Source organism: Pseudorhodobacter turbinis, from assembly GCF_005234135.1.
GTDB classification, from domain to species: Bacteria; Pseudomonadota; Alphaproteobacteria; order Rhodobacterales; family Rhodobacteraceae; genus Pseudorhodobacter; species Pseudorhodobacter turbinis.
In genome coordinates, this window is the sequence record NZ_CP039964.1 from 647024 (window position 1) to 674019 (window position 26996).

General features: G+C 56.5%; 25 protein-coding genes, 1 tRNA gene and 3 pseudogenes. 9 read left to right on the plus strand and 20 right to left on the minus strand.

What is annotated here, in order from left to right; translation table 11 throughout:
• Positions 1–16 precede the first annotated feature (16 nt).
• Both EOK75_RS02985 and EOK75_RS02990 read right to left on the minus strand, forming a co-directional pair.
• The gene (locus tag EOK75_RS02985) at positions 17–805 is read right to left on the minus strand and encodes an FRG domain-containing protein (RefSeq protein WP_137192510.1); all 789 of its coding nucleotides are present in this window, start codon (positions 803–805) and stop codon (positions 17–19) included.
• A 162-nt stretch (positions 806–967) separates the two neighbouring features.
• On the minus strand, positions 968–1630 hold the full coding sequence (locus EOK75_RS02990; protein WP_137192511.1) for a hypothetical protein: 663 nt from the start codon (positions 1628–1630) through the stop codon (positions 968–970).
• 625 nt (positions 1631–2255) lie between these two features.
• Here EOK75_RS02990 and EOK75_RS02995 point away from each other — a divergent pair.
• Together EOK75_RS02995 and EOK75_RS20715 are read left to right on the plus strand one after the other, a co-directional pair.
• Positions 2256–2810 (plus strand): recombinase family protein, encoded by a 555-nt coding sequence (locus tag EOK75_RS02995; RefSeq protein WP_137192512.1) that lies wholly within the window; start codon positions 2256–2258, stop codon positions 2808–2810.
• A gap of 76 nt (positions 2811–2886) precedes the next feature.
• Positions 2887–3045: a hypothetical protein gene (locus tag EOK75_RS20715; RefSeq protein ID WP_168199128.1), complete on the plus strand. Its 159-nt coding sequence runs from the start codon at positions 2887–2889 to the stop codon at positions 3043–3045.
• Positions 3046–3213: 168 nt separating this feature from the next.
• Here EOK75_RS20715 and EOK75_RS03000 read toward each other — a convergent pair whose 3' ends face one another.
• From EOK75_RS03000 to EOK75_RS20720, 9 genes are all read right to left on the minus strand, one after another.
• Positions 3214–4311 carry a DUF5677 domain-containing protein gene (locus EOK75_RS03000; RefSeq protein WP_137192513.1) on the minus strand — a complete coding sequence of 366 codons (1098 nt, stop codon included), beginning with the start codon at positions 4309–4311 and terminating at the stop codon, positions 3214–3216.
• 51 nt (positions 4312–4362) lie between these two features.
• The gene (locus tag EOK75_RS03005; RefSeq protein ID WP_137192514.1) at positions 4363–5316 is read right to left on the minus strand and encodes a DUF2971 domain-containing protein; all 954 of its coding nucleotides are present in this window, start codon (positions 5314–5316) and stop codon (positions 4363–4365) included.
• A gap of 88 nt (positions 5317–5404) precedes the next feature.
• A complete protein-coding gene (locus EOK75_RS03010; RefSeq protein WP_137192515.1) occupies positions 5405–5758 on the minus strand; it encodes a hypothetical protein in 354 nt (117 codons plus the stop codon).
• Positions 5759–5911: 153 nt separating this feature from the next.
• Positions 5912–5985 (minus strand) — tRNA-Gly (locus EOK75_RS03015).
• 97 nt (positions 5986–6082) lie between these two features.
• Positions 6083–8131 (minus strand): ASKHA domain-containing protein, encoded by a 2049-nt coding sequence (locus EOK75_RS03020; RefSeq protein WP_137192516.1) that lies wholly within the window; start codon positions 8129–8131, stop codon positions 6083–6085.
• Positions 8132–8228: 97 nt separating this feature from the next.
• Positions 8229–9533 carry an HlyC/CorC family transporter gene (locus EOK75_RS03025; protein ID WP_137192517.1) on the minus strand — a complete coding sequence of 435 codons (1305 nt, stop codon included), beginning with the start codon at positions 9531–9533 and terminating at the stop codon, positions 8229–8231.
• 9 nt (positions 9534–9542) lie between these two features.
• Positions 9543–10496 carry a site-specific tyrosine recombinase XerD gene (locus EOK75_RS03030; RefSeq protein WP_137192518.1) on the minus strand — a complete coding sequence of 318 codons (954 nt, stop codon included), beginning with the start codon at positions 10494–10496 and terminating at the stop codon, positions 9543–9545.
• Positions 10493–12040, minus strand: coding sequence for a hypothetical protein (locus EOK75_RS03035; RefSeq protein ID WP_137192519.1), 1548 nt, complete (start codon positions 12038–12040; stop codon positions 10493–10495). The genes EOK75_RS03030 and EOK75_RS03035 overlap by 4 nt, the downstream gene beginning before the upstream one ends.
• On the minus strand, positions 12030–12167 hold the full coding sequence (locus EOK75_RS20720) for a hypothetical protein (RefSeq protein ID WP_168199129.1): 138 nt from the start codon (positions 12165–12167) through the stop codon (positions 12030–12032). Before EOK75_RS20720 ends, EOK75_RS03035 begins: the two co-directional genes overlap by 11 nt.
• 269 nt (positions 12168–12436) lie before the next feature.
• On the opposite strand from EOK75_RS20720, the gene EOK75_RS03040 reads away from it, so the two are divergent.
• The 3 genes from EOK75_RS03040 (at position 12437) to EOK75_RS03050 (ending at position 15238) form a co-directional block, all read left to right on the plus strand.
• Entirely contained in the window at positions 12437–12979 is a 543-nt protein-coding gene (locus EOK75_RS03040) for a shikimate kinase (RefSeq protein ID WP_205965473.1), read from the plus strand.
• Positions 12980–12982: 3 nt separating this feature from the next.
• Positions 12983–14098 (plus strand): 3-dehydroquinate synthase, encoded by a 1116-nt coding sequence (aroB, locus tag EOK75_RS03045; protein WP_137192521.1) that lies wholly within the window; start codon positions 12983–12985, stop codon positions 14096–14098.
• A gap of 78 nt (positions 14099–14176) precedes the next feature.
• Positions 14177–15238, plus strand: coding sequence for a dipeptidase (locus EOK75_RS03050; RefSeq protein ID WP_137192522.1), 1062 nt, complete (start codon positions 14177–14179; stop codon positions 15236–15238).
• Positions 15239–15740: 502 nt separating this feature from the next.
• Here EOK75_RS03050 and EOK75_RS03055 read toward each other — a convergent pair.
• Positions 15741–16153: pseudogene (locus EOK75_RS03055) on the minus strand (transposase); the annotation flags it as partial.
• Between the two features lie 69 nt (positions 16154–16222).
• Between EOK75_RS03055 and EOK75_RS03060 the strand changes: the two are divergent.
• Positions 16223–17480 (plus strand): annotated as a pseudogene (locus EOK75_RS03060) (IS256 family transposase).
• Positions 17481–17592: 112 nt separating this feature from the next.
• On the opposite strand, the gene EOK75_RS03065 reads toward EOK75_RS03060, so the two are convergent.
• From EOK75_RS03065 to EOK75_RS03080, 4 genes are all read right to left on the minus strand, one after another.
• Positions 17593–18417: a YHYH protein gene (locus EOK75_RS03065; protein ID WP_137192523.1), complete on the minus strand. Its 825-nt coding sequence runs from the start codon at positions 18415–18417 to the stop codon at positions 17593–17595.
• A 46-nt stretch (positions 18418–18463) separates the two neighbouring features.
• The gene (locus EOK75_RS03070) at positions 18464–18982 is read right to left on the minus strand and encodes a hypothetical protein (RefSeq protein WP_137192524.1); all 519 of its coding nucleotides are present in this window, start codon (positions 18980–18982) and stop codon (positions 18464–18466) included.
• Positions 18983–18994: 12 nt separating this feature from the next.
• The gene (locus EOK75_RS03075) at positions 18995–19999 is read right to left on the minus strand and encodes a YHYH protein (RefSeq protein ID WP_137192525.1); all 1005 of its coding nucleotides are present in this window, start codon (positions 19997–19999) and stop codon (positions 18995–18997) included.
• Between the two features lie 81 nt (positions 20000–20080).
• Positions 20081–20515, minus strand: coding sequence for a MarR family winged helix-turn-helix transcriptional regulator (locus tag EOK75_RS03080; protein WP_168199130.1), 435 nt, complete (start codon positions 20513–20515; stop codon positions 20081–20083).
• A gap of 211 nt (positions 20516–20726) precedes the next feature.
• Between EOK75_RS03080 and EOK75_RS03085 the strand changes: the two genes are divergently transcribed.
• From EOK75_RS03085 to tnpC, 3 genes and pseudogenes are all read left to right on the plus strand, one after another.
• Complete coding sequence (locus tag EOK75_RS03085; RefSeq protein WP_137192527.1) at positions 20727–21368, plus strand: PEBP family protein; 642 nt, start codon at positions 20727–20729, stop codon at positions 21366–21368.
• 23 nt (positions 21369–21391) lie between these two features.
• Positions 21392–22351: a YHYH protein gene (locus tag EOK75_RS03090; RefSeq protein WP_240794007.1), complete on the plus strand. Its 960-nt coding sequence runs from the start codon at positions 21392–21394 to the stop codon at positions 22349–22351.
• 249 nt (positions 22352–22600) lie between these two features.
• Positions 22601–23462 (plus strand): annotated as a pseudogene (gene tnpC / locus EOK75_RS03095) (IS66 family transposase); the annotation flags it as partial.
• A 25-nt stretch (positions 23463–23487) separates the two neighbouring features.
• On the opposite strand, the gene EOK75_RS03100 reads toward tnpC, so the two are convergent.
• From EOK75_RS03100 to EOK75_RS03120, 4 genes are all read right to left on the minus strand, one after another.
• Entirely contained in the window at positions 23488–23955 is a 468-nt protein-coding gene (locus EOK75_RS03100) for a glutathione S-transferase family protein (RefSeq protein ID WP_137192529.1), read from the minus strand.
• A 116-nt stretch (positions 23956–24071) separates the two neighbouring features.
• Entirely contained in the window at positions 24072–24695 is a 624-nt protein-coding gene (locus EOK75_RS03105) for an HD domain-containing protein (protein WP_137192530.1), read from the minus strand.
• Positions 24696–25603: 908 nt separating this feature from the next.
• Entirely contained in the window at positions 25604–25978 is a 375-nt protein-coding gene (locus EOK75_RS03115) for a VOC family protein (RefSeq protein ID WP_137192531.1), read from the minus strand.
• A gap of 1 nt (position 25979) precedes the next feature.
• A complete protein-coding gene (locus EOK75_RS03120) occupies positions 25980–26993 on the minus strand; it encodes a zinc-binding alcohol dehydrogenase family protein (protein WP_137192532.1) in 1014 nt (337 codons plus the stop codon).
• Positions 26994–26996: the final 3 nt, after the last annotated feature.

Genomic DNA, 26996 nt, shown 5'->3' on the forward strand with positions numbered 1-26996 from the left:
TGCCACTGATAGAGGACTAGTAGACCCGCAACAGGAAGTTTCGGCGCATCTGTTCACCCAGCCCTTGCAGGTCCGGGAAAATGCTATGGTGATCGACTCCGATCTGCAACAACTCCCTGTAGATCGTTCCTTTCGCGCGGCTGGGAATGCGGAACTTCCGCAGCCAGTGCTTGCCCGGCTCGAACTCCTGTTGTTCCAATGGCGTAAAGGTCTTAGCGTCCTTGTCAATCGTGTGGAACGTCAGCTTGGCACTTTGTGCCGGGATGCGCTGATCAATGTAAGGCGGATCAAGCATGAACATGTCGTTAGCCTTTTTATGCGCCGTGAGTTGCTCTTCAGTGGGTAGTCGGCTTACTGACCGATTTGCCGGGTGCAGAAAGTAGAACGATCCGTCTTTATCTTCGTGATCTGGGTCCGAGACAGCGAAATAGAGCGCAACAAGGGGATTTGCCGACCAATCAAGCAACCGTGTGGGAACCCCAAAATGCTGCGCCAGAATCCGATCACTGGCGAATCCCCGTTCGGGATTATTCAGGTGTATGCGCGCCCGCAGAAAGAACTTCTCAACGAAGATACTTTCCAAGGCATGTGCGCTCGCAACAAAGCTGTTGATAGAGTGTGGCCTGTCAATACTCTTGTCAAAAAAGGGTGACGTTCGGTAGATGCCGGGAACCGCGCCCCATTCAAAGTCCGCTTGACCGCGAAATGCGACACTCGCCACATATTTCCCCGTCCCCGCAAAACGGCTCGCAACCACTAGGGCATCGGCGGGTGTATTGATTTCTTCTTCGTCGTCTGACTTCATGGCGCTTATTTCCGTTCGTATTATACATCAGCACAATGCTGTAGCACGGCCCTGCAAGCAATCGCGACGACATGAATTGTAGGCTCGTTTCACGGCCAAGCGTGAGACTATACTTTATATTGCAGAGCTACATGAGTTAGCTTACTCTCGATAGCATCAGGATCAACATTTGGTAGAAAAATGGTCGGCGAGAATAAAGGCGGCAGCGGTTCCAACTCCAATAGCAATCCCAGTGGCGGCAACGCTTCCGGTGGTCGGTCCACTGGTGCCAATTCCAGTGGCAACAGTGGCAAGCCAGCTTGGACAGGTAGTGGTGTACAAAAGGGCGGAGCCACCAGCCAGACAAATCGCGGTGGGGGCACCGCGAAGAAGTGATACCTCCCCACGCCGCATCTGTGCGGCCTTGAAATTGTTTTGGGTTTCGTTGTTGGCTATTGATCGAAGCATTTCCGCTGCCTGATCGTGGTGCAATTCAGCCCAGTTTTCATCTGTTTCCAGATACCAAGCCAAGTCGCCTATCTGCCGACTAGCAGGTATTAGGACACCACTTTCAACACGGCGCGATACTAGCACCGATGAAAACAGTATTGTGGACACAAACAGGCACGCTGCGAGCGCAGAGTTGGCGACTAACAGGGGCAATGACATTGTCGTGCCTTGTTTGAACATGTATCCCATCAGTGCAACAAACGATGGTAAGGTGAGGGTAAGCCAATACCTTGCCTTCGTATCGATCTCCGCAAAGCTCTTTTCGTGAAAGTCCAGAAGCTTGCGAAACTCCGCTTTCACGACATTAAGCCGTTGTATTCCCTTTTCGTCAGTCACCATCACCCCCTACTGTCCTACCTGCGCGCCTTGTTCAGAGAACGAACAAACAGTGTGTGCGCAAGTTCCTGAAAGCTGGTTATACCATGCGCGCGCATGACTACGTCCGCAGAACGCTCCAAATATTCGCCTCACGCCTCAAACGCTGCAACCCCCAAATTAGCCGCGCAACATTATTGCCTAATATCCAATTGTAGCGCCCGCCCGCTTCAAGCATGCAGCCCTCCCGTTATCACGTAACACTTCAATACCGTAACAAATATCACGAAACGTTGAGGGCTGCTTCGTATGGATGCTCCGTTGAAAGCCCAAGATGCAAGCTGCTGACATGGCCCTACCAGCGCTCCCGAAAACTGCCTCCCAATGAGAAGCCTGAACAGTACGGCAGCCTTGCAAACCCCGCGACAGCGAGTTTTCTCAAACGCAGACGACGCATAAGCATACGATGATCGCGCGATGGGGTTGAGGCTGCTGGGAAACGGAAGTGGCTCGTCTGAGTCAGATTTGAGTGTACGCACAGCGTACTGCCAGAAATGCTGTAAATATGTATGATTAGAGTACCGAATCACTTTATCTTACAGTACGGTAAATCAAGCAGAGTCTAATCGCACAGAAGGAAATTATCATGGGAGAACTGGTAGGTTATGGACGTGTCAGCAGTCGCACCCAGTCACTGGACATCCAGACAGACGCGCTGACGCGCGCAGGGTGTAAGAAGCTGTTTTCGGAAAAGATGAGTGGAACCCGTACCGAAGGCCGCAAGGAGCTGGAACGGATGCTCGACTACGTCCGCGAATATGATGTGCTTGTCATCACGAAGCTGGACAGATTGGCACGTTCGCTGCCTGACCTGCTCAAGATCACTGCACGCCTTGAAGAGAAGGGCGTCCAGTTACGTTGCCTTGATCAGGCCATCGACACGACCACACCAGAAGGGCGTATGACCTACCAAATCCTTGGTGCTGTGGCAGAGTTCGAAACAAACATCCGCAAGGCAAGACAGAGGGAAGGCATCGACGCCGCCCTCGCCAAGGGTGCTGACAGCCCATTCAAGGGACGTCCTGCTACCATCACCGCTGACGCGGTCAATGCCGCTATCGCTGAGACAGGTAGCAAGGCAGGTGCTGCGAAGAAGCTGGGGATCAGTAGGGATTCAGTGTATCGGGTCTTGAAGGGTTAGTGGTGGGCCGCGTCAGCGGCGTCTCTTCCATGTTTTGTGACCTGCACACTTGATAGCGCGCGGCAGTGAAGGTGCAATGCACGGCTTGTCAGCGCGCCGCCAACTGGCCTTGCTTTCAATCTGCCAATGGGAACCGACGAACGACTCCGATGCAATCGCCCAAGCATTCGACGCCCTACGGGATGCCGTGCGGGTGGTGAAGGCCAAGCAAGGCGCAAGCCGCGCAATGACCTGACAAGGCGCGTAAACCCTACTGTTGCTAAAAACGCAACAGTAGGGTCCCAAGAGGGGGGATTGTCTCCATATTGGAAACACCCCCAGTAGCTGCAGGGGCGTAGGTTTTCCCCCAAATCCGGAATGCAGGCTCTCCGAAAATTTTCAGAATCCAGCCCCGTTTTTGGATTCAATTTTTCGGCCCAGATTCCGCTTTTGCCTTTTCATCAAACGCTTCCCGTGTGACGCGCTCGTTTTCTTTGGCAATTGTTGCCATCTGTTCAGCGAGCGCTGCCATGGTGTCCGCATGCACTATGCGGTCCGCGTTTGCCCCGTGAAAAAGGTAGGTCATTGTGATCTGTGCGAGTGTCACGGCTGTCATTCTAAGAGGGGTGACGAAACCCGAATTACTAGGACCAACGAGGTGAGCTTCCGCGTCCGCCTCGAACATACCCAACAGGTCACCCATGGGACGGTGGTTAGCGTGTGTGTGTGTCGAGGCCATTTTGTATACCGGCCTCCCGATGTCCATTCCCACATCTTTTTCAATCTTGTCAAACTGCGGATGTTTCTGCATTATCTTAGGCCACTCACCAGCCGTCTCACCTTTACCAACCGAGCGACCTAGGATTCTTTCAGCCTCGTCACACCGCGCCTCGAACACTGCCATTTCATCAACTGTAAAGCACCTGATGCCAGTCAAGTCTGAACTCAGATTTCTTCTTTTTGCTGCGTTCCGCTCAGCGAAACGAAAGCTCAAAAAGTAAGGTATCGCAGCAGCCTCACCGTGCTTCTCAATGAACATTGCTGTGACGGTCAGCTCATGCAGCGAACGCCAGCGAGCAAACGCACCATCAGGAAAGCCGCCCTTTAACAGACAGATGATTTCCTGAGTGACCAAGAGGGCACGGGGGAATATGTGAGCAAGTGCAGCCATGACGGGATTGTCGTCTTCGCCGCCTTCTGCCTTAATTGCCTTTCCGTGCATTTCCCCCAACTCTTGGGCAATGGACCACATCATTTCGATATGATCGAATGATGGTTTCCATCGCTCAAAGTTGCGTTCTTCAAAGCCACGGGCATCGACGCGCATTTCGGCGAGAAGTTCAGGGGCGCTGTTCTTGTAACCTTCCAGACTACTCGCCTCGCAATCGGCGCGCACTTTTTCGAACAACTCAGAATACAGATTTCCAGCCTCATCGGAATCGAGGAGGTCAGTCCCCAGCTCATCCTCGACGGCTTGGCGAAGGCTTTTATCTAGAATGCTCAGCTTGTCTTCATATTCCACAGGGCAATCCTCGTCCAATATGGTGCTGCGCGTTTGGCGCTGAGACAATTTCTAACCTGTGCGCAGGGGAATATCTGACACGATGACCTTATTGTCTGCATCTTCGACGCCCAAATCTTTTAGCACTTCCTTGAATGCATTGTAGCTAACCCAAGGAAAGGCAGTAGGACCAATTATGATCCGGTCCACAAGTGAGGGAATGTCAGCGCCATGCAGGCCATTTTCTGGCTCGTCCGCCAAGCGGAGCTTATAAACCGTCTGAGGGATACCACCTAAAACCACGACCTCCTTTGTCATGGCGGGGCTTAGCGCCTGCGTGGGGCGATAATACAACCGCCACTCTTTCTCTTCCTTGAAGCCGGGGTGTTTCGTCGCAATCGCGAAGCGAAAGAGCATGTGGTGAACATATGCAACGAGGGTTTCTTGACCCAGCCCTTGTAGGTATTTTCGGTCAATCAAGACCGCGTCCGTGATCTTGGCAAGGTGGTTTGTCAACTCGTCCGCCGAGAGATATAGCACGGGCATCGAATACACCGCGAGGAGGTCAGTGATCGCAGTCATTGGCTTGTTGTTGACGACAAGCGCAGTGTTGCCGTAAGCGCGCCACATCGACAATCGACCTCGTCTGTCCTCGTCGGAGCTGTGCACAGAAACGCAAGCAATGTATGTCTCAAGTTGCCAATCACGTTCCCAGCCGTCAAGCAGCTCTTCCACTTTCTTGATCGTATCTGGGAAAATGTCTTCGATTGCTTCTCGGAACCTTGCTCCTTCCTCCCCAGAGAAGACAGTTCGTATCAAGTCCAGCCCATACGAGATTTCGGAATAGTCATTCATCACTGTCGCATTCCGGAACCACAGCTCTTGGTTGCGCAGCACCTTCATCGCCGTATCGGCGGATGTGTAGTAAACGAACCTTTTCTGTTCGGAGACAACAGCGAGGGTTTCTTCAAGCAGTCCGGGACAGAAAATCTGGTTGTACTTTATGAGGCTTTCATCGAGTTCCACTGAATGCTCCCCTTTAGCTTGTGTTCCATTTCAAGTATTCTCGTGCACTTAGTGGCGGAAGGGAAGACCAAAGCCCGAGCCTAGAGGCTCACCCACCCAAGTTCCAGATGGTCAGGTTGCCGGAATCATGTAAGGCCAAGAATTTGATCAGCGCCGCCCTGTACCAAGTAGACAGGGGCACAGCGCCGCGTAGCTCCAAGGTTTGGTCTGTGAGGCGCGGAGACAGCGACAAGCGCACCACGCAGCGTTCTGAGGCCTCTCCTGACGATGCCTCAGCACCTAGCACCTCCCACGTCCAGCGGCCCCTGTAAGCAGCCCTAATCACTTGACGCTGTACCGTGGCGACAGGCTCCCCAACAGAGGCAGACAGCTCCTGCAACCGCTCCGTGAGGTTGGAGGGCAGGGATATTGATGTTGCTTTGAAGGATTCGCGGTAGATCATGACGAATATGTTAGAGTGGGGTAGGTTGATAGGCCACGCCGAAATTTGATTTTGAGAGAAATTAGTCGGGCTACAAGTGGACCATAGATATGCACACTGAAAAACACCTAATGACGATTTCATCTAACAAATCAAAGGCTTGAAGGGGAGTCGTGGAGCGGGTGAAGGGAATCGAACCCTCGTATTCAGCTTGGGAAGCTGCTGCTCTACCATTGAGCTACACCCGCGTTGGTCGTTGGAATAGGGCAGCGCGGCGGCGGCGTCAAGCGCGTTACCGTGCCGGTTGGTGGTTTTTGGCCGGAGCTAGTCGGCAATCGCAAAGGATCACCCGCGTCTGCGCCTGCGCCCCCCCGACGCGTCCCCGCCGCCTGAGTTGAAATTCAGCTCTGGCAGGGTCAGGATTTTGAACAAATGTGGAAAACCCTCAACCGCATTGGGGATGTTGGAGGCATTGACGAAATGCTCCTGAAAGCGCGGCTCGATTGCGGTCTCGATCTTGTGGATCTGCGCCACGGTCTTTTCCACCTCGGCGCGAGCGCCACGGTTCAGCAGGGCGATCCGCGCGCCGGTGCCTGCGGCATTGCCTGCCGATGTCACCTTGTCCAAGGGCACATCGGGGATCATGCCCAAGACCATCGCATGTTTGGGGCTGATATGCGCGCCAAAGGCGCCGGCCAGCACGATCCGGTCGACATGATCAACGCCGAATTTATCCATCAACAGCCGCGCACCGGAATAGAGCGCGGCCTTGGCCATCTGGATCTCGCGGATATCGCGGTTGGTTACGGTGATCACCGGCCCGCCCGTCGCACTACCATCCCAGACCATATAGGAATGGGTGCGTCCGTCCAGAAAACAGCGCGTCGTGCCGGTTTGCGCCGGAGAGCCGATCAACCCCGGCCCGTCAACGATGCCGGCGATCCGCATCTCGGCCACCATCTCGATAATGCCTGACCCGCAAATGCCGGTGATGCCCGTGCTGGCAACGGCTTCGTCAAAGCCCGGCTCATCAGACCACAGATCCGATCCGATCACCTTGAAGCGCGGCTCTTTGGTGGCGGGGTCAATTTCCACCCGCTCGATCGCGCCGGGGGCGGCACGCTGGCCAGAACTGATCTGCGCGCCCTCAAAGGCCGGGCCGGTGGGCGAGGAACAGGCAAGCACTTTTTCGCGATTGCCCAGCAAAATTTCGGCGTTGGTGCCGACATCGACGATCAACACGAGGTCCTCGGATTTTTCCGGCGCCTCAGAAAGCGCCACAGCGGCGGCATCTGCACCGACATGCCCCGCAATGCAGGGCAGCAGATAGACCCGCGCCGAAGGATGCATCTGCAATTCAAGATCATGCGCTGTCAGGTGCAAACTGCCCGAGGTTGCCAGCGCGAAAGGCGCTTGGCCCAGCTCGAACGGATCAATCCCGAGAAGGAGGTGGTGCATCACGGGGTTGCAGACAAAGACGGCATCCATGATCAGCCCGATATCAATCTCGGCCTCGGCGGCCACTTGGGTGAAAAGCGCGTTCATGCCTGCGCGCACCGCCGTTGTCATATCCGCCGCCCCTGTGGGGTTCATCATCGAATAGCTAACGCGGCTCATCAAATCCTCGCCAAAACGGATTTGCGGGTTCATCAGGCCAGAGGAGGCCAGCACCTCACCGGTGCGCAGGTCGCACAAATGCCCCGCGATGGTGGTGGAACCAAGATCAACCGCCATACCGTAAACCGTGCCCTCATAGAGCCCCGGCCAGATATGCATGATGCGCGGGATGTCGCTTTCTTCGGCACGGTGCAGCGCCACGGTGACCTTCCAGCCCCCCTTGCGCAGGACTGGCTGCAAGGTTGTCAGCACCGACAGATCGGCCCGCAGCTGGCCTATTTGCCATTGATCGCGCAGGGCGGCGGTCAGCCTTTCAAAATCGCCCGAGGGGTCGTGCATGTCAGGCTCGGCCACCTCGACGTAATGCAAGGTCACCGACGGGTCGAGCGTGATTTGCCGCGCTTCGGCACGCTTGCGGATCACCTGTTTGTGCAACTGGCTTTCGGGCGGAACATCGATGACCACATCGCCCTGCACCTTTGCCTGACAGCCCAAGCGCCGCCCCTCGATCAGCCCGCGCTTGGATTTATAGCGTTCCTCCACCGCGTTCCAATCCGACAGCGCATCGGCATCAACCGTCACGCCGTGTTTGGCAAAGGAACCATAGCCGGGGCTGATCTGGCATTTGGAACAAATCCCGCGTCCGCCGCACACACTGTCAAGGTCGACCCCAAGCGCACGCGCCGCCGACAAAACCGGGGTGCCAAGCGCAAAGCGCCCGCGTTTGCCCGAGGGCGTAAAGATCACCAAAGCGTCTTTGCCGGATTCTAGTGCCATGTCGCCCCCCAAGTGCTTTGATCTGTTCTAGGCCGCAGTTCGCAACTTGCATCGCCCCAAAGCGGCGTTTCGCGGCCGGTTGCGCCGCTTGCAAGGATCAAAGTGGGCGGATTTTCAGGGTGGTGATGCGGTTTTCCTTGCGCTGCACCACCTCAAAGCGGAACCCGTGAAAGCTGAAAACCTGCCCCTCACTCGGGATCAGCTGGGCCTCGTGGATCACCAGTCCCGCAACGGTATTGGCCTCATCATCCGGCAGGCCCCAATCGGTGATACGGTTCAAATCGCGGATGGTCATCGCGCCCTCAATCACATAATCACCGGCCTCGGTCCGCGCGAGGGATTGGTCTTTTTCAACAATGTCGAATTCATCGCGGATCTCACCGACGATTTCTTCCAGAATATCCTCCAACGTGATCAAACCGCGCAGGGCACCATATTCATCCACCACCAAGGCAAAATGTGTGCGCCGTTTCAGGAACTGACGCATCTGATCATCCAGAGGTGTTGTTTCCGGCACGAAATAGGGCTTCATCGCAACCTTGAGTATATCCAGCTCATCCAGCTTGGCGATCCGGCCAGACCCCGACCGCAACAGCTTTTCAACCTCACGCAGCAGGTCTTTGGAATGGACCACCCCAAGGATGTTTTCATCATCGCCCAGATAAACAGGCAAACGGGTGTGGGGCGAGGCGAGGACCTGGCTCAGGATATCATTGGGGGCTTTGGCGGCATCGATCATCTCGATCTCGCGGCGGTGGCGCATGATTTCATCAACCGTGCGGTCATGCAGGTCCAGCGCGCCAAGCAGACGGTCGCGGTCTTCTTTTTGCACAGCCCCTTCGGAATGGCCAAGGGCGATGGCGCCGGCGATTTCCTCCCGCAGGGCAAGGAATTTACTGTCGGGATCGGTGCGCACGCCAAACAAATACAAGATACCGCGCACAAGCCGACGCACAAGGTTCACCACGGGCGAGAACACCGGAATGATCAGCCGGATCACCGGGGCGACACGCGATGCGGCAAGCTCTGCGTTGGTGATGGCATAGGTTTTGGGGAGCACCTCGGCAAAGATCAGCACAAGCGCCGTCATCACAAGCGTGGCCAGCGCCACACCGCTTTCGCCAAAGACCCGCGTCATCAAGGCGGTCGCCAGCGCCGCCGACAAGATGTTGACCACGTTATTGCCCAGCAGCAACGCCCCGATCAACTTTTCGCTGTCATCGGTCACTTCCAGCGCGCGTTCCGCCCCCTTGGAACCGCGATCCGCCTGCGCGCGCAGCTTGCCGCGCGACGCCGCCGTCAGCGCGGTTTCAGAGCCGGAGAAAAACGCCGATAGCACCAGCAGGCCCAAGATTGCGCCGGCCGTCAGCCACAGTCCCGTGTCGAAAACAGTCTCGTTCACAATAAATCCTTATGTCTTGTCGGGGTCTTGGGTTTTGCAGGCCAGCGGGTGATGTTCCAACACCAGAGATTTCAAATGCTCATCCAGAACATGGGTGTAAATCTCGGTCGAGGAAAGGTCCGCATGGCCCAAAAGTGTCTGGATTACCCGCAAATCGGCACCGCCGGCCAAAAGATGGGTGGCAAAAGCGTGACGCAGGGTATGGGGGGTGACGTTTTGCGCATCCAGCCCCGCCTTGACGGCCAGGGATTTGAGCAGCACAAAAAACTGTTGCCGCGTGACATGCCCCGCAACACCGCGCCCGGGAAACAAATACCGCGAGGGCTTTTTGCCCTTGGCCATTGCGGCTTCTTCAGCCTCGTCGCGCAAAAGCAGCCACTCGGCCAGCACAGCTTTGGCGGGGGTGGACAGCGGCACCATGCGTTCTTTGCCGCCTTTGCCGCGCACCAGAAGCATCGCCGGATTGCCCCGCGCGGCGGCCACCGGCAGCTCCACCATTTCCGACACCCGCATGCCGGTGGCATAGATCAATTCCAGCATGCAGCTGTTGCGCAGGCAATCCATGGGGGTGCGGCCACTGTCTTTGGCCACCTCCAGCAGCGCCTCGACTTGCGGCCATTCCAGCGTTTGCGGCAGCTTGAGGCTGCGCCCCGGTCCTTTGATCCTGATGCCCGGATTGTCACCGCGCCAACCCTCGTCAAAGGCGAACCGGTAAAGCTGGCGGATGGCAGAAAGCCTGCGCGCGCGGGTGGATTTGGACAGGCCCTGCGCCTCACAAAAAATCAGGTAGGCCTCGATATCTTCGCGTTGGGCGGTGACAAATGCCTTACCTTTCCCGTCAAGCCAGCGGCCAAAATCCACCAGATCGCGCCCGTAAGCCAGCTGCGTGTTGCGCGCGGCGTCAAGCTCGGCTGCCTGTGCCTCTAGAAAGGTGGAAATCCAGCGGTCATGTTCCGCGCTCATCCCCGGCGCTCCAGCAAGATCAGCTCCAATGCGGTGCGGCGGGCCAGATCCTCTAGCCCGACATGGCGAAACAGGGCCAGCCCCTCGGTGACGCCGCGTAGATCGCCGTGCAGGCCACGCTCTATCCGGTCGACGGCGTGCAAGATTGCCTCTCCCAGACGCTGTTCCTCTAGCAGCGCCAGCAGATCGGCGGGGGGCGCTGCGCGCAAAAATGCAGGCGCGATGGCCCGCGAAAGGTTGTCGGGCGGGGTGACGCCTTGCAAGCTGCCACGCGCGATGCCGATCAAGAAGGCCTCTTGGGTGTTGGCTGGCGTATACTCCAGTGCTGCCGCCTCATATTGGGATGACAGAAGCGCGATCTCAAAGGCCAAAGTCTTGGCATCATCCATCAGGGGCAGGCGCATGAGCCGTTCGGCAAACAGCTCTGCAAAGGGAGCCTCAAGCCCCGCCTCGACCATCATTTCCCATGCGTTGGGCAGGGCGAGGGCGACCGCACCCGGATCAGCAGCCTTGAGGGCGGTGTCAAAGCGCTGCACTGCCTCTACCCGGTCCCAGACCCCGCCCGAGGCGGCAGGCAAACGTTCAGAATAAATCCCGATCAAGCGGTTGGGCGATAGGACCGAGGCGCGGCCCAGACGTTCGGCGGCGTCCAGCTTGGCCTTCCAGCCGGCGGCTTCACGCAGCTCGGCATGGGCAAAGGCAATCGGCAGATGGATCGTGGGCAGGCTTTCGCCAATCGCCTCAAGCATGCGCCAGGCAAGCGGGGTCACGGGGGCGGGAGGGGTCAGGGGCGGCTCCCCCTCATAAAGGTCGGGATCAAGAAACCGCGACAAAAGCGCATCATCCGAGGCTTCGACATAGCCCAACGCCTGCGCCATGCGCAGCGTCAACGCCGCCCCAGTCCAATCGCCGGATCGCGCAAGGCAAAAGATCCGCGCAGGGTAGGTGGGCGCCAGATCGGGCGATTTGTGCAAATGTGCGCAGGCGTCATCTTCATGGCCGGTCAACATCGAAATATCGAAATAGCGGCGAAAAACCTGCGGCGTCATTTTGCCGGTGGCGGCGATCAGGGCGTTCGCCTCATCCAATGCGCCCATATCCAGCAGTTTGTCGATGCGCGCCATCAGCAAAATACCGCGCCCGTCTGCATCGGCAGGCGCATTTGCCTGTGCCAGCATCAGGGTCATCATCACCCGTTGGAGCGAGGGCAGGGCATCATCGCGCCGCGTAGAAATAAGGGCTGCGATCTGTTCGGTTTCGCCCAAGCCCCAAAGATTGCGCGGCAGCCCCGTAACGCGAGAGGCCAGAACCCCCGCCGCATCCGGTGACGGCCCATCCAGCCGTGAGACGATAACCCTTTGCGGCATGGCACTGCCCACCCCTGTCACGCCCGGCTCTTTCAGGGCGGGTTTGGCGGCGGGGGTTGCGACCGAACTGGATAGCCAGTCAATCGCGGAAAGCGGTGCTTCGGCATGGGCGGCAAGCGGGGCAAGGCCCAATGTCGCGCAAAAAAGTACCGCCCAAGGCCTTGGCCTAATCGACATCAAGGACCACCGGTTTGGTCACCGTTTCCTGACTGGGCGACAGATCCCCCAGATAGGCAAAGCCCGCGAGGCCCAAAAATCCGAAAACCAACAATATCAACACGGCCTTAAAAATAATCAGTTTCATGCTGCTGCTTTCTTGCCAAACCTCATTCGCCGACTGTGCATCCCGTAGCCAAAGGGCAAATCCCCCCGTGAACCACCGCTGCATTCGGTCTCTCTGGCTTGCCTTATATACGCATTCCGGGATGAGTTCACGCCCTCAAGCAAGATTATGCAACGATTTTAGCAAGGGATTGCCGATGTTCGCCATGGGGGCAGGGTGCTTGGGGCTGGACAGGGGCCAAGCGAGGCCGTTATTGGAGGAGGACGGGCACAGAATAGGTGGGGAACGGCTTGGAGATGCGGTTGAAGAAGTCAGTGGTCATGGTCGGGATGATGGGATCGGGCAAGACCGCGATCGGCACCCAGCTTGCCCGGCTTCTGGAGGTGCCTTTCATCGATTCCGATGATGCCATCGTCGAGGCCGCCAACCGCTCAATCGCCGAGATATTTGAACGTGAGGGCGAGGCTTTCTTTCGCCAAAAGGAAACCCAAGTGCTGGAGCGGCTGCTTGAAGGCCCGCCTTGTGTTCTGTCAACCGGCGGTGGGGCCTTCATCGCGCAGGCCAACCGAAACGCGATTGCGGCCAAGGGGGTTTCTGTCTGGTTGCGCGCCGATCTTGATCTGTTGTGGCAACGTGTGCGGCACAAAAGCACCCGGCCACTTTTGCACACCCCGAACCCCCGTGCCACCTTGGCCGAGATTTTCCGGGCCCGCGTGCCGATTTATGCCAAGGCAGATTTGACGGTGGATTCCGCCCCCAATCTGTCAATCGATGATATGGCCCACCGGGTCCGAGAGGCGCTTTTGACCCGCGCCGATGTTTTGGAAGGATAAGCCATGCAAACCGATATCGTCCGTGTGGCCCTTGGATCACGCAGCTATGACGTGCGGATCGCGGATGGGTTGATTGACAAGGCAGGCGCTGAAATTGCACCGTTTTTGCCACGCCGTCGTGTGGCCATCGTTACCGATGAAAACGTAGGCGCCTTGCATTTGGCGCGCTTGCAAGCCGCCCTTTCGGAGGCGGGCATTGAAAGCACGGCATTAACTCTGCCTGCGGGCGAGGGGACCAAAAGCTGGCCGCATTTCTCGCGCTGTGTTGAATGGCTGCTGGATCAAAAGGTTGAACGCAAAGATCTTGTAATCGCTTTTGGTGGCGGGGTGATTGGGGACTTGGTGGGCTTTGCCGCCTCTGTGCTGCGGCGCGGGGTGGGTTTTGTGCAGATCCCGACCAGTTTGCTTGCGCAGGTCGACAGTTCGGTCGGGGGGAAAACCGGCATTAACGCACCGCAGGGCAAAAACCTGATCGGGGCGTTCCATCAACCCCGTCTTGTGCTGGCCGATATTGGCCTGCTTGGCACGCTGACGGCGCGCGACTTTCTGTCCGGCTACGGCGAGGTGGCCAAATACGGGCTGCTGGGCGATGACGTGTTTTTTAACTGGTTGGAACAAAACGGCCCGGCCTTGGCACGCGGCGATGTGGCCTTGCGCCAATATGCTGTGCGCCGCTCGGTCGAGATGAAGGCCGAGATTGTGGCCCGCGACGAAACTGAGGAAGGCGACCGCGCGCTGTTGAACCTTGGCCATACCTTTTGCCACGCGCTGGAAAAGGCGACGGGCTTTGGCGACCGCCTGCTGCACGGTGAGGGCGTGGCCGTCGGCTGTGCATTGGCCTTTGAGCTGAGCATGCGTTTGGGCCTGTGCAGCCAAGAGGCCCCCAGCCGAGTACGTGCGCATTTGCGGGCCATGGGCATGAAGGTGGATATCGCCGATATCGCGGGCGATCTGCCCGATGCCGAAACCCTGCTGGACCTGATGGGGCAGGACAAGAAAGTGGTCGATGGCAAGCTGCGCTTTGTCTTGGCGCGCGGGATCGGGGACAGCTTTGTGTCGGGGGATGTCCCGCGTGATGTCGTGCTTGGCCTGCTGCAACACGCCTTGCGCGGCCGTTAACCCCCAAACTTGGTTTTCGTCTGGCGCATAGCGCAAACTGGGTCAATCAATGCGCCGAATACTGCGGAGGGACTTACTTTGACGCAACCAACGGCTCCTATCATTTTCGACGGGCATAACGACCTGCTGTTCCAGCTTTATACGGCGGGTGGCCTTTCGGCGGCTCCGGGCTTTTTGACCGGCCTGCCGGGGGCAATTGATGTGCCTAGCGCCAAGGCTGGCGGCTTTGGCGGCGGTTTCTTTGCTGTCTATGTTCCGTCCCACACCAATCTGGATGAAAAGCTGGCCGAGATGTCCAAGCCGCAATACCGGCTGCCGCTGCCCGAGCCGATCTCGTGGGAAGCTGCAATGCCGGTGGTGATGACACAAGCCGCGATCCTGTTTGAGCTGGAGCGTCTTGGCGGGCTGAAAATTTGCCGCACGGTGGTTGATATCCGCGCAGCTCTGGACGCAGGCATCATGGCCGCGATTTTCCATATGGAAGGGGCAGAGGCGATTGACCCCGATCTGCACACGCTGGATGTGCTTTATCAAGCCGGTCTGCGCTCCCTTGGGCCGGTCTGGAGCCGGAACACGATCTTTGCAGAGGGCGTGCCTTTTTGTTTCCCCAGCACCCCCGATATCGGGGGCGGGCTGACCGGGGCAGGGGTGCAGCTGGTCAAACGTTGCAATGAACTGGGCATCATGCTCGATCTGTCGCATATGAACGAGGCGGGCTTTTGGGATGTTGCGCGCCATTCGGATGCGCCTTTGGTCGCAACCCATTCCAACGCCCATGCCATTGCCCCGCACAGCCGCAACCTGACCGACGCGCAACTCGATGCTATTCGGGGCAGCGACGGTATGGTCGGATTGAACTTTGCGGTGGCCTTCTTGCGCGATGACGGCCAGATGCAGGCCGATGTACCCATTGCCCAAATGCTGCGCCACCTTGACTATCTGCTTGAAAAGCTTGGCGAGGATCGTGTCGGGCTCGGCTCGGATTATGACGGGGCGATGGTGCCGCAAGAGCTGACGCGTATTTCCGCCCTTCCGATGTTGCGCGCGGCAATGGAGCAGCACGGCTACGGAGACGCCCTGATTGCAAAGCTGTGCCATGAGAACTGGCTACGGGTTCTGGAGAAAACTTGGGGGGCGTAACGCCACCCCGACACCTTCAGCGGCACCGCAACTGCAGGGACCGATTATATATCCGCTGTAGTGGCCCTTTTCATCATGGGCTGCTTTTGAACAAACGACCAGACATTAAGATTTCCTGCCGGGGATGCAGGGCTTGACGGCCTGCATCCCTCAAGGCGGTTAATATGACCTGCGCCTCGCTTTGCTGCCGCCCGTTTTTTAACCGGCCTATGGGGGATGCATGAATGTCCGCAAATGCCGGAATGGTATAAAAGTTCAGAAGTAACTTGGATTTGAACGGGGTTTTGGCAGCCTGAAATGTGATGGCTCGCATTTTGCCCAAAACACCCGATTTTGTGCAACCAACGATAAGGGTGAGAGGCTGGACCTTTCTTGCGGCTATAATAGCGTTCACAGAGAGGAGAAGCATTTTGATCGCAAGCGTTGCCCGTCCCGGCAAGTTTCTACCAACCAGATGGACAGCTAATTTAAAGGGGCCCATGTACTTAGGGGTCAGGCCACATAACCAAAAGATAACGGCTGCGGCGAGAGCGATTGCTGAGAGGAAGACGGTTGGGGATCTGTCGTAGCGTGTTGAGATGCGTCGCCAATCCTTGAGCCTGCCGAACATCCTCTCAATGTGTTACCTGGCAGCGCATGTTTACATGCGCGAGAAGGCGGTTACGTCGTTTGTAGCGGCGCTTGTCGTACTTGACGGTCTTCTTGCGCGACTTGCGACCGGGGATGCAGGGCGTTGTGCCTTTGTCCACAAGGGATTCACGGAACCAATCAGCATCATACCCTCGATCAGCGAGAAGCCATTCGGCGGTCGGCAGACCATTCATTAAGGCGGCTGCACCAGTATCTGACTTGTCCTGCTGTGATGAAGAGGCGTATTGGTCGTCTGCTGGTGTCAGTGACAGCATATAGCTTTGTCCCTCTGAGAGTGTCCGATCTTCTGTGTAACTGCGCTTTGGTCCATGCTTCCTAAGAGGAGCAAGGACGATGACAATTTCCAAGGAATTACTGGACGAACTGCTGAAGGGCTGCGAGCGGCCTGAAGATCTGCTTGGCGATGCCGGGCTGATGAAAGAGCTCAAGATCAGGCTGATGGAGCGGATGCTTGGGGCCGAGTTGACCGCGCATCTGGGTTATGAGGACGGCAAAGACGCCCCACCGAACCAACCGAACCGACGCAATGGCACTACCAGCAAGCGCCTGAAGGGCCAGGACGGCGAGGTGCCGATTTCGGTGCCGCGCGACAGAGACGGCAGTTTTGAGCCGGAGTTGGTGAAGAAGGGCCAGACTCGGATTGACGGCATGGAGTGAGGAGGATCAGAAAACAGCGTGGGGCGCTGTTTTCCCGACGAACAAGATCATCGGCCTCTACGCCGCCGGTCTGACGGTGCGCGACATCCGCGCCCATCTCGAGGACGTCTACGGTCTTCAGGTGTCACCGGACCTGATCAGTCGCGTCACTGACGCAGTGCTGGACGAGGTGCGCGAATGGCAGTCTCGCGCGCTGGACCGGATGTATCCCATCGTCATTTTTGACGCGCTCAGGGTCAAGATCCGCGATGCTGACAGCCGCATGGTCAAGAACAAGGCCGTCTATGTGGCCCTCGGCGTCAACAGGGACGGCCTGCGAGAGGTTTTGGGGTTGTGGATCGCTGATAACGAAGGTGCCAAATTCTGGTTGTCGGTGATGAACGAACTGAAGAACCGGGGCCTCCAGGACGTCCTGATCGCCGTCGTGGACGGGCTCAAAGGCTTTCCCGAGGCCATCACAGCAGCCTTCCCGGAAGCCGCTGTCCAGACCTGCATCGTGCATCTGGTGCGTCATTCCCTGAACTTCTGCGCCTGGAAAGACCGCAAGGCCGTCGCAGTCGATCTGCGCGCGATTTACGGGGCCGCAACCGCCGATCAGGCCGCTGCACAACTCGATGCGTTTGAGCAAAAATGGGCAGGGAAATATGCGTCCATCGCCCCGGCCTGGCGTCGAGCTTGGCAAGAGGTGATCCCATTCTTCGCCTTTGATCCCGCAATCCGAAAGATCATCTACACCACGAACGCCATCGAAAGCCTGAACCGCGTCATCCGCAAATCCATCAAGACACGGGGCTCGTTCCCGACGGACGATACAGCCACAAAGCTGATATACTTAGCCATCCGCAATTTTGAAAAGGACGGCAGAAATGTCCGAGAATGGTTTGCCGCCCGCAATCAATTCGCTATCATGTTCGATGAACGCTTCAATGCGTGACCGTATCTGAAACCCGCATGGGCCGGACCAGATACACAGAGTTCATGACACTCCCGTCCCTCTCGCCGATTATTCCAATCGTCTGCCGGGCAACAATTCATACCGCCCTTGGTCAGCCCCCCTCTCGGGCCATTGCTGCGCAATACCCTGCCGGGTCAGGCACAGACCCATCGTAGTTCAACGTTCCGAACATCGCGAGCCCATCAAAGGCGTAACCAAACTGCGCCGTTTGATCCTGCTCGACGTTCACACATTCAGCGTCAACACCTTCGGTCTCGAAAACCCCATTCACATCCGTGGCTGTCGCGTGCCAGTGGTACCATCCGCCTGGGTCGACATGGCCGCCACAAACATCAAGTGCTGGCATATGCCCTGTGTCCAAACCTGACGGAGCATCGCCAAAGATCGGAACGCCATCCAACCCGATCCCAACTTGAGACACTGTACCAAGGCTGGTTGGTTCATCTGCCATTACAGGGTTCGCCGGAATGAGAACCGTCATTTCTACTTCGGGGTCAACCGATCCTGCGATACATTCGTTTGCCTCAGTTGGTCCCTCGATACGAATGTCAAAGGAATAGACCTCACCTGCTTCATTGAAAAAAGTATATCCTTGCTCGTCCAACATCCGAAGAAAATCGCTGTCGATCCGATACAATCCGGCCTCGTCACCATCCCAATGCCAAATGCCGCCAGCGTCATCCAATGTCGCGGGGCAAAATGGGCCAATCTCAAGATTGTCAGGTAGGTATTTCACAACGTAGTTTGCGCATTTCGCTGCATCACCATTCTCGAGCGTACATTCTACGATCGTCGAGGGGGAAGCGAGTGCCGTGTCCTGAACTGAATGCTCATCGGCATGTGCGCTGAGTACGGTCGGCATGGCCAGCGACGCGGCCAACCCTAACGCGGGCAACAAGTGTTGATTCAAGTGCATGTGATGTCCTTTCAGGGATGACTTCTTCAGTGTTCTGTTGAGAGGATTATTCTGGTCTTGCGACCTTCACAGCCGATGAAATGGGTTCGCCGTTGATCGCCCATTCGCTGTGATCGTTGGCATTCAAGGTGACACGCACCTCATTTTCACCGGGCTGGAATATTGTGGATGGCAGATGAAACCAGCTCCCGTAAACACGCGAGATTTTCGCGTCGTTGACATAGATATGCGCATGACCTTCGTTGTCCTGGACCTCGCGGTTAATTGCGGCGGGTGTGAACGTAAAGTTGCGTGGCATGATCTGCACATTGTAGCCATCCATTGTGTCGGGAAACACAAGGTGGGTCACGCTGGGCATCGGTGCATCGAGGGTGACGTTTCGTGGTGGATGCTGATGCGCAGCACCTGCAGCCGACATGTCCATATCAGACGTGTCGGCCTTGGCTGCACTGCCCATGTCAATCCCCGTCATAGCGGAATGGTCCATTGCGTTCGTCGTTTGCAAAGCTACGGTCAGGACCACACCAATGGCCCCGCCGATCACGACATATGCAAGCTTTTCCATGCGCGACGCCCCTTACTGTCCAGGCGCAGGCAATGCGGTGCGGATATCATCGACACTGATACCAAGTGCCTCGGCAGCCGCGTCAAAGTCTGGCGGATTTGATGTGCCAAGCGCATCCATCAAGTCAGACACAGACACGCCAAGGGTCTCTGCCGCTGCAGCAAAGTCAGGGCCACCCATACCAGACGTAAGTTCGATTTCGCCGTGATAGCAATCGATCATATAAGGTGCTTCATCTGCGGTCAGGTGGTAGTGATAGATGCCATTCGGAAATTCCGGTGTCGGACCAAACTGGCCGCCGCATTCATCCAGATCGTCGTTCGTCACGACAATCCCGCCGACGTCAAAATTGCTATACACAGGAAATCCATCTGCCAGCACACCGATCATAATCGAATGTTCACCTGGCTGCGCCGCTGCTTCGGCGATGCAAACGGGAATACCGTGGTAGTGGTACGATGTTCCATCGACGAGTGTGTGCCCATTGCAGTTATCCAGAAAAGCAACGTGATCATGAACAACCTGATCATCGATCGCGGTGACGGTGCGGGCCATATCTTCGTAATCGTTAAATATTTGCGCTCCGCTTAGGGCAACGCCAATACGACCCAGTGACGTGTCCGTCACCTCATCCGAATAGATCGGCAGCGTGGTGATCGTCGTGTCGATAGCCGATGCTGTAAAATAGTTTGCTGAATTCTCGACATTAAAGAATTCGGCTGGCTTATCTGCAAACGGTTGGTCTGTCGGGTCTGATGGGATCAGATACTGCCCTGCAAAACCGTGGCTGGGGACGCCATCGGACTCAAACCGGAATGTGTTCGCGTCCTCGTCGATGGTTATGGTGACGTTATCTGACCAATTCGCCGCCGCGACTGCTGATGCTGTACTTGTGAGAGCCGTCCCAGCCTCTTGCGCGTTTGCGCTTGTTGGGGTCAGAAACGACGCGCTATTCAGGGCAAGAACTGCGACTAACGCGCAGGTTGCTGCCGTTCCATATAATACTTTGTTGTTCATTGCTTTTGACCTTTCAGGTGAATTGTTGAATTCATGAGGTTCGCCATCCAGTTGTTTCGGTGAAGGGGAGCCAGTCGGGATTTAACCAGGTACATTCCCACCCAAACCATCGCGCAGTTCTCGAGTCAGCTTGGCGAGGATTGCAGCGTTCTCGGCGCCGATCGTGTCGGTAATTATGGCATCGACTTCGCGCCATGCCTTGTGAATGTCGTGCAATTTGCTACGCCCGCGATCCGTGAGGCGCAGCAAATTACTGCGGGCCTCGGATGGATCAATTTCACGGTTGATGAACCCGGCCTCAATTAGCCGTGCTGTCATCGTGCTCATACTGGCTGGAGTCAGGTTGAACGCGCGTGCAACGCCGATCTGTGATGCGGGCTCCATACGCGAAAGCGCGTCGAGGATGCGCGCTTGGCGTGGGCGCACGCCTATCAAGGCCAGTTGGCGGCGTAGTTCATTCTCCACAAGATCGGCGGAATGGAGCAGAAGGTGGAGTTGAAATTTCTCAGTTAACATACGAACAGTTCGTACATTAACAATTTTACTCACGCAAGGTCGTTATGCCAACAAAGCGCCGTTTCGCTGCACCTGCTTCAAAGTTCGGTTAGCTGCTCTTCTGACTCACGGTGGCGGAATATGTCGTCATGGCTGAAACATTTTCAACAAAGCCCGACGGAATGATGCGTGATGCGCGTATAACTTTGGTAACAATCGCATTGGACCCATCATGAAACCGACCTTCGCCATTTTAGCTTTGTGTTCGCTCTGTGCTACCGGCGCAGGTGCTGAGACTTTTTCATCCGACGTTTGGGCCGACAACTGGTTCGAGATGCGTATCAATGGCACGCAGGTTGCGCAGGACAGGGTACCAATCACGACAGAGCGGTCTTTTAATGCGGAAAGTTTCAAGTTCGAGGCCGAGCGCCCCTTCGTGGTCGGAGTTGTGGCAAAAGACTTCAAAGAAAATGACACTGGTTTGGAATATATCGGAACGGGACGCCAACAGATGGGCGATGGCGGGCTGATCTTGCAAATCCACGATGAAGCGGGGCAAGCCGTGGCTGTCAGTTCCACAGATTGGGCCTGTGAGGTCATCCACACGGCCCCCTTGGACAAATCCTGCGAGGCGTCCACAAATCCTGTGGCTGGCGAAGGTGTTTGCACATTTGACGCGATGGATGAACCAGATGGCTGGGACACCGCATCCTTTGATGCATCAGAGTGGCCGCAAGCCAGCGTGTTTACCGTCCGCGAGGTCAGCCCCAAAGATGGCTACGACGACATCAACTGGGATCCAAAAGCCGAGCTGATCTGGGGACCCGACCTTGAGCAAAGCAACACCGTCTTATGCCGCATTACTGTCAATTAATCCGTAGAATAGGAATGCGAACTATGAACCGCACATTAAGTCTTCTGACCTGTTCGATTTTCGTTGCTGTTGGCAATCCCGTACTGGCCCACGAAAATCATTGCAATGCTGTGGCCGCTTCTGTCGCGGATGCGGGCTTCGCTGATAGCGTCACCGTAACCTGCTCTGACACCCAAGCTATTCTGACATCTGACACCTATCCCGATCATGACATGATGACGGGTATTGTCGGCACCAACGAACAAGTGCCCGTTCCCGCCGACTATCCCGCACCTGTGATCCTGAATCCCGTCTATTCGGGAACGCCTCTAACCCGCGATGCGGCGCTTGGCGTGGCGGTCAATGGGGTGCCTATTTATGATTACACCGGCGGGGGTGAAATGTCTGAGGCTGATTTGGCGCACCATCAGGCTCAACACGACACGCTACAAACGGGCCAGTTGGACGTGTGCGGCGGGCACGCAGGTCGTGGCGATGACTACCACTATCACGTCTCGCCAACCTGCATGATCGCGCAAATGGCCAATGCAGGACCAGACGCAATCATCGGCTGGGCGTTTGACGGCTTTCCGATCTACGGCGACACAAACCCCGACGGCAGCGCCATTGAAGGTGGTGTGTTGGATGTTTGCAACGGGCAGACCGACGACACATTTGGCTACCGCTACCACACTTCACAAGAGGCGCCATATATCGTGCAATGCTTGATGGGCGAGCTGCCGAACTTCAATGATTTGCCTCGTGTGCGCCCCCTGTCAGCCGCAAGCGGCGAAGGCGCGCAACCAGGTCGTCCGCCGCAAGGTGGCGTCCAAGACCTCGTCTTTACGCAAAGCACCGATGGTAGTCGCAGCATGGACTACAGCTATCAGGGCGCGGATTATTACATCCGCTACACGCCCGCTGAGACGGAAAACTGCTACGACTACACCACCAAAACCGTGACCAACGGTGGGGACGTCACAGAAGGGGAGTTCTGCCGATGACCCGCGCGCATCGATTATCCGCCCTCGCCCCGGTGCAGCTATGCTGCGTTTGGGCGAGTGCTGCTACCGCCCAAGACACGTTCACGCTGACAAGTCCTGCTATTGTGAACGGCGGTGACCTCCCAAGCGAACTCAAATGCAACCGCGAGGGAGGGGATGGCCTGTCCCCGCTGCTCGCGTGGTCTGCCGTTCCCGAAGGGACGCAAAGCCTCGCGGTCATCATGGAGCATTATCCGCGCGGTAAAATCGTACCGACAGAGCCAGATACTGGCGCGGGTGGGTCTTGATCTACACCGTGCGGTGCTGGCCGATTGGGTCGGCAAGGCCGCGTTCCATCTGAAGCCGGTGGTGGACCGGTTGGCTGAAGACCTGAAACGATCCGGCAAGCTGTTCATGGATGAAACCACGGCTCCGGTGCTGGATCCGGGTCGCGGGAAAACCAAAGCCGGGTATCTCTGGGCACTGGCCCGCGATGACCGACCATGGGGCGGCGAGGACCCGCTCGGCGTGGTCTACTTCTATGCCCCCGGTCGGGCGGGCGAGAATGCCGAAACCTTTCTCGTCGGTTTTGACGGCATCCTGCAGATCGACGGCTATCAGGGCTACAACAGGCTGACCAAACCCGCGCGCAAGGGCGGCGCCCCCATTCGCGTGGCGCATCGCGGGGCACACGCGCGCCGCAAACCGAAGGAAGTCTTTGACCGCGACGGCTCAGAGATCGCCGCCGAAGGCCTACGCCGCATCGCCCAGATCTATGCCATTGAAGCCGATATCCGTAGTATCGACCTCGGCCGGCGACTGGCTGCAGGCGCAACGCCGCAAAATCTCCAGCAAGTCCCGGCTGGGCGAAAAGCTCACATAAATCCATAACCACTGGAACGGGCTGCAAACCTTCCTGACCGATGGTCGTGTCGAGATTGACAACAACAGGGTCGAAAACCTGATCCGCCCGATAACAATCAATCGCAAGAACGCCCTCTTTGCCGGGCACGACGAAGGCGGCATCGAACTCTTCGCCTACCTCAAGGCAACGCTGACAGCGATCGCCAACGGTCACCCGCAAAGCCGCCTCGATGATCTGCTGCCGTGGAACTTCAAGCCGTCAAGCTAAGCTGACCGTGCCGTTCAGCGACCGCTTACCTTGGTTCTGTCGCAGGCGTGTCAGCAAAGCGATCTGGATAGTAGTCCAGCTGGAATGCATTTTGCACAGCACTTGAAAAATAGACCAGCGTCTGAAGAAATAACCCGCGTTCAGGTTCATGGACTGCCGGTGCGAGTTTCGCTTCGGGGTGTCGGTCGCAAAGAAAAATCGTGATAGCAGCGCATTCGTACATTGCGTTCTCACCCCAAATGAGAACGGGTACCCAGCCGTTGGGATTTAACGCAAGATGGCTTTGTGACCGGGATTTGTCCATTTCTATGTTGGTCGGAAGGAGTTCGTAATGTGCTCCAATCTCTTCCAGAATGACCCTGACACCCAATGAGGCGCTTGCTGGCGCGTAGTACAGTTTGTAGCTCTTGGGGGTTTCCTCCTCATCACATTGGCGCTTTGTACCGGATGTTTGCTGTGCGGACCAAGCATCCCTACGAGATTGCGGTTTCAACGGAAGCTAATTTGGGGAAAGCCGCCCCTGATAGGTCTGGTCCCGCGTTGCTGGCTTGCCTCCAGGAACTGCATGAGGTCCAGCATGCAGGGTTATATCCGAAGCTTGAAGCCGGACTATGTAACCGCGCGTTCAGCTGCGGTTTGAGGCACTGTCAGAGGTTGATCCGGGGCACCCATGACCTCTGGATCGTAAGGTTTACGCGCGAACACGTCCCGCACCATCGGCGCAAAAAATGAGAGCGGTAACGTGTCATAATTTGGGTCAAAACTCGTCTGATCCCACCGTTCACAGAATTCCGCACAGTCGTCAAAATACTTTGCACCACGATGACGTTCACGCTTGTTTTGATCGAATCCTTCCAGATGTTGCCCATAATATAGCATTTGAAAATCACCATGGGTTTCGACGCACCAACGGCATTGCTCGCGCACAAACGGTTTCAGAATAGTCGCGGCATATTCATCATGATTGTACGGCGCAAATATATCGCCAATGTCATGCAAAAGAGTCGACACGACCCAATCGATGTCCGCCCCATCGCGCCATGCACGGGTCGCGGATTGCGCCGAATGCCCTAAGCGGGTGATTTGATAACCTGACAGACCCTCATCAAGATGCTCAAGAGCATGCAACAATCGGTCCGCCGTTCCTTTGGTATAGTCAATCTCGTGAGCCGTCAGGAATTCATATTCTTCCTTCGTGCCATCTTTCATTTGGGTGAAATTCACACGTTCCATGTTCCGCCTCCAAGGTGCATATTAAGTATGCGAATGAGTTATCAGTATTTCTGACGGTCCAAAAGAGCGGCGACAAGGGATTTATTGTCGCGTTCTCAAATGGGGTCACGCAAGCCCTAGTTGAAGCTCCAAGCTGACATGGGTTGTATCGCAGAATATCGGTAGAGTGGACTCTACTGCCCACCTTCGCGGCACTTTCAAACAAAATCAGCGACAATCAGGAGGGCGAGCGGCGGCACTGCCGGACATAGGGTGTATTCGCCGCACACCCACCGATGGCGGCTATCTGATAATTCTCCTTGTACTTTTTGAGTTAAAGCGGTGTTCCAACTTGCACCAAGAACCATGTTACAACGGTATCAATTGCGGCGTTCTGCTTGGATTTTCGCATAGCGAGCAGGTAGCAATCCTGTTTTCCGGACAGGGTCTCTGGCGTGATTTGTATCAGCCGTTTGGCTGCAATGTCAGTTGCCACGAGAAAGCGGCTTTACAAGAGCCGCTCCCTGACCAAACAGCGCAGCGTCCACAGCCAACGACGTTTGACTAAGGCGCAGTCCATGACCTCGACTATCTTCGAAATTGTGCAATTTGAGGAATTCGGGCCAAAGATCATGGTGTCGTGTAAAATCCAACTTGCCACTTAACATCCGCTCGCGCGAAAACCACAGAGGTGGGTAGGCCATTTTTTCAGCTGGTCTGTCGCCCTGTCACTTTGATATCGGGATAAAGTTCAGAAACCATTATTAAATCGCCTCACATGAGTAGCGGGGACGTTCGGACAGTCATTCTTTTTGGGCAGCAATCATCCAGTGCGACAACCACATAACCCGTTGCGCGAACTCTTTCAGATGTGTGGTAGTGCTGTACGTGGCGTGATTTTCTTCCGCGCAACCTATTTTCCTTTAATCTTATGCTTCAAAGTCGATGTGCACCCGATTGCCATCAGGATCACAAAGGTGGAATTGAACGACCCCGATCTCGTCAAGTGTAAAGCGCTGGTGGGGAACGGACGCGTCGCTTAGTTTCGCCTCGAAATCTGCCCTGCCTGTCGCAGTCAAGGCGAAGTGTTCCAGCTTCAGTTTTGCCTCAGATCCAACCGCCGGATCACCGTCATGCCCGACCAAATGGATGACAGGGTCATCGCCCGCATAAAGCCACGCGCCCGGAAATGGAAAATCCGGACGCGGGCCGCTGCGCAGGCCTAATGTGTCGCTGTACCACGCCACCATTGATTTGACTTGGGTGGTTTGAATGTTGACGTGATCAAGCCTGCGCACCTGCATTTCAGAAACCTTCCAGAACGATTTTGCCTTTGGCTTTACCGCTTTCGATCAAAGCATGGGCGCGCTTGAGGTTTTCGGCGTTGATCGTCCCGAAGCTTTCGGTAGCGGTTGATCGAATTTTGCCGGCATCAATCAGGCCTGCCACAGTATCAAGGATTTCGCCCTGACGCGCGATGTCGTCGGTGGTGAACAGCGACCGAGTGAACATCAATTCCCAGTGGATCGAAACGGCCTTGCCTTTGAACGGCATGATGTCGAACGCTTTGGGGTCGTCGATCAGACCAAACCGCCCCTGCGGAGCGATAAATTCGGCAATTTGCTGCACGTAGGTATCGGAATAGTTGGTCGCGAATACGAAGGCAGGCGCGCCAATGTTCAAGGCTGCAATCTGTTCCGGCAAAGGTTTGGAATGGTCCACAACGTGATGTGCCCCCAGTTCCTTGACCCATTCTTGGGTTTCAGGGCGCGAGGCGGTTGCGATGATCGTCAGATCCGTCTGTTCGCGCAAAAGCTGGATCGCGATAGAGCCCACGCCGCCCGCACCGCCAATGATCACGATGGCATTTGCGGCACCCGGCACCGGATCTGTTACTTTCAGGCGGTCAAAAATCATTTCTTGCGCGGTCAAGGTCGTTAGCGGCAGCGCCGCAGCGGCGGAGGCTTCGATCGTCTTGGGCGCGTGGCCGACGATGCGGGCATCAACGAGGTGATATTCTGAATTGGTGCCGGGGCGGTTGATTGCGCCCGCATACCAGACCTTGTCGCCGGTCTTGAATTGGTTGACCTCGTTGCCGATCTCGACAACCTCACCAACTGCGTCCCACCCCAGGATCACAGGCGTGTCGCCTTCTGCAGGGCGGTTCTGGCGAACTTTCGTATCGACAGGGTTGACCGACACCGCAGCAACCTTGACCAAAATATCGTGGCCGGTGGCAGTGGGTTTATCGACCTCAAGGTCGATCAAGGCGTCGGCGCGATCGATTGCGCCGTTTGTGGTGTATCCGATGGCTTTCATGTT

Coding starts and splice junctions, on each gene's coding strand:
- EOK75_RS03065 (WP_137192523.1), bottom strand. CDS start 18,417: ATGCACTTGAATCAACACTTGTTGCCCGCGTTAGGGTTGGCCGCGTCG.
- EOK75_RS20720 (WP_168199129.1), bottom strand. CDS start 12,167: ATGAAACTGATTATTTTTAAGGCCGTGTTGATATTGTTGGTTTTCGGA.
- EOK75_RS03080 (WP_168199130.1), bottom strand. CDS start 20,515: ATGTTAACTGAGAAATTTCAACTCCACCTTCTGCTCCATTCCGCCGAT.
- EOK75_RS03105 (WP_137192530.1), bottom strand. CDS start 24,695: ATGGAACGTGTGAATTTCACCCAAATGAAAGATGGCACGAAGGAAGAA.
- EOK75_RS02985 (WP_137192510.1), bottom strand. CDS start 805: ATGAAGTCAGACGACGAAGAAGAAATCAATACACCCGCCGATGCCCTA.
- EOK75_RS03070 (WP_137192524.1), bottom strand. CDS start 18,982: ATGGAAAAGCTTGCATATGTCGTGATCGGCGGGGCCATTGGTGTGGTC.
- EOK75_RS03075 (WP_137192525.1), bottom strand. CDS start 19,999: ATGAACAACAAAGTATTATATGGAACGGCAGCAACCTGCGCGTTAGTC.
- aroB (WP_137192521.1), top strand. CDS start 12,983: ATGCAAACCGATATCGTCCGTGTGGCCCTTGGATCACGCAGCTATGAC.
- EOK75_RS03035 (WP_137192519.1), bottom strand. CDS start 12,040: ATGTCGATTAGGCCAAGGCCTTGGGCGGTACTTTTTTGCGCGACATTG.
- EOK75_RS03120 (WP_137192532.1), bottom strand. CDS start 26,993: ATGAAAGCCATCGGATACACCACAAACGGCGCAATCGATCGCGCCGAC.
- EOK75_RS03020 (WP_137192516.1), bottom strand. CDS start 8,131: ATGGCACTAGAATCCGGCAAAGACGCTTTGGTGATCTTTACGCCCTCG.
- EOK75_RS03090 (WP_240794007.1), top strand. CDS start 21,392: ATGAACCGCACATTAAGTCTTCTGACCTGTTCGATTTTCGTTGCTGTT.
- EOK75_RS03085 (WP_137192527.1), top strand. CDS start 20,727: ATGAAACCGACCTTCGCCATTTTAGCTTTGTGTTCGCTCTGTGCTACC.
- EOK75_RS03030 (WP_137192518.1), bottom strand. CDS start 10,496: ATGAGCGCGGAACATGACCGCTGGATTTCCACCTTTCTAGAGGCACAG.
- EOK75_RS03010 (WP_137192515.1), bottom strand. CDS start 5,758: ATGATCTACCGCGAATCCTTCAAAGCAACATCAATATCCCTGCCCTCC.
- EOK75_RS02995 (WP_137192512.1), top strand. CDS start 2,256: ATGGGAGAACTGGTAGGTTATGGACGTGTCAGCAGTCGCACCCAGTCA.
- EOK75_RS20715 (WP_168199128.1), top strand. CDS start 2,887: ATGCACGGCTTGTCAGCGCGCCGCCAACTGGCCTTGCTTTCAATCTGC.
- EOK75_RS03115 (WP_137192531.1), bottom strand. CDS start 25,978: ATGCAGGTGCGCAGGCTTGATCACGTCAACATTCAAACCACCCAAGTC.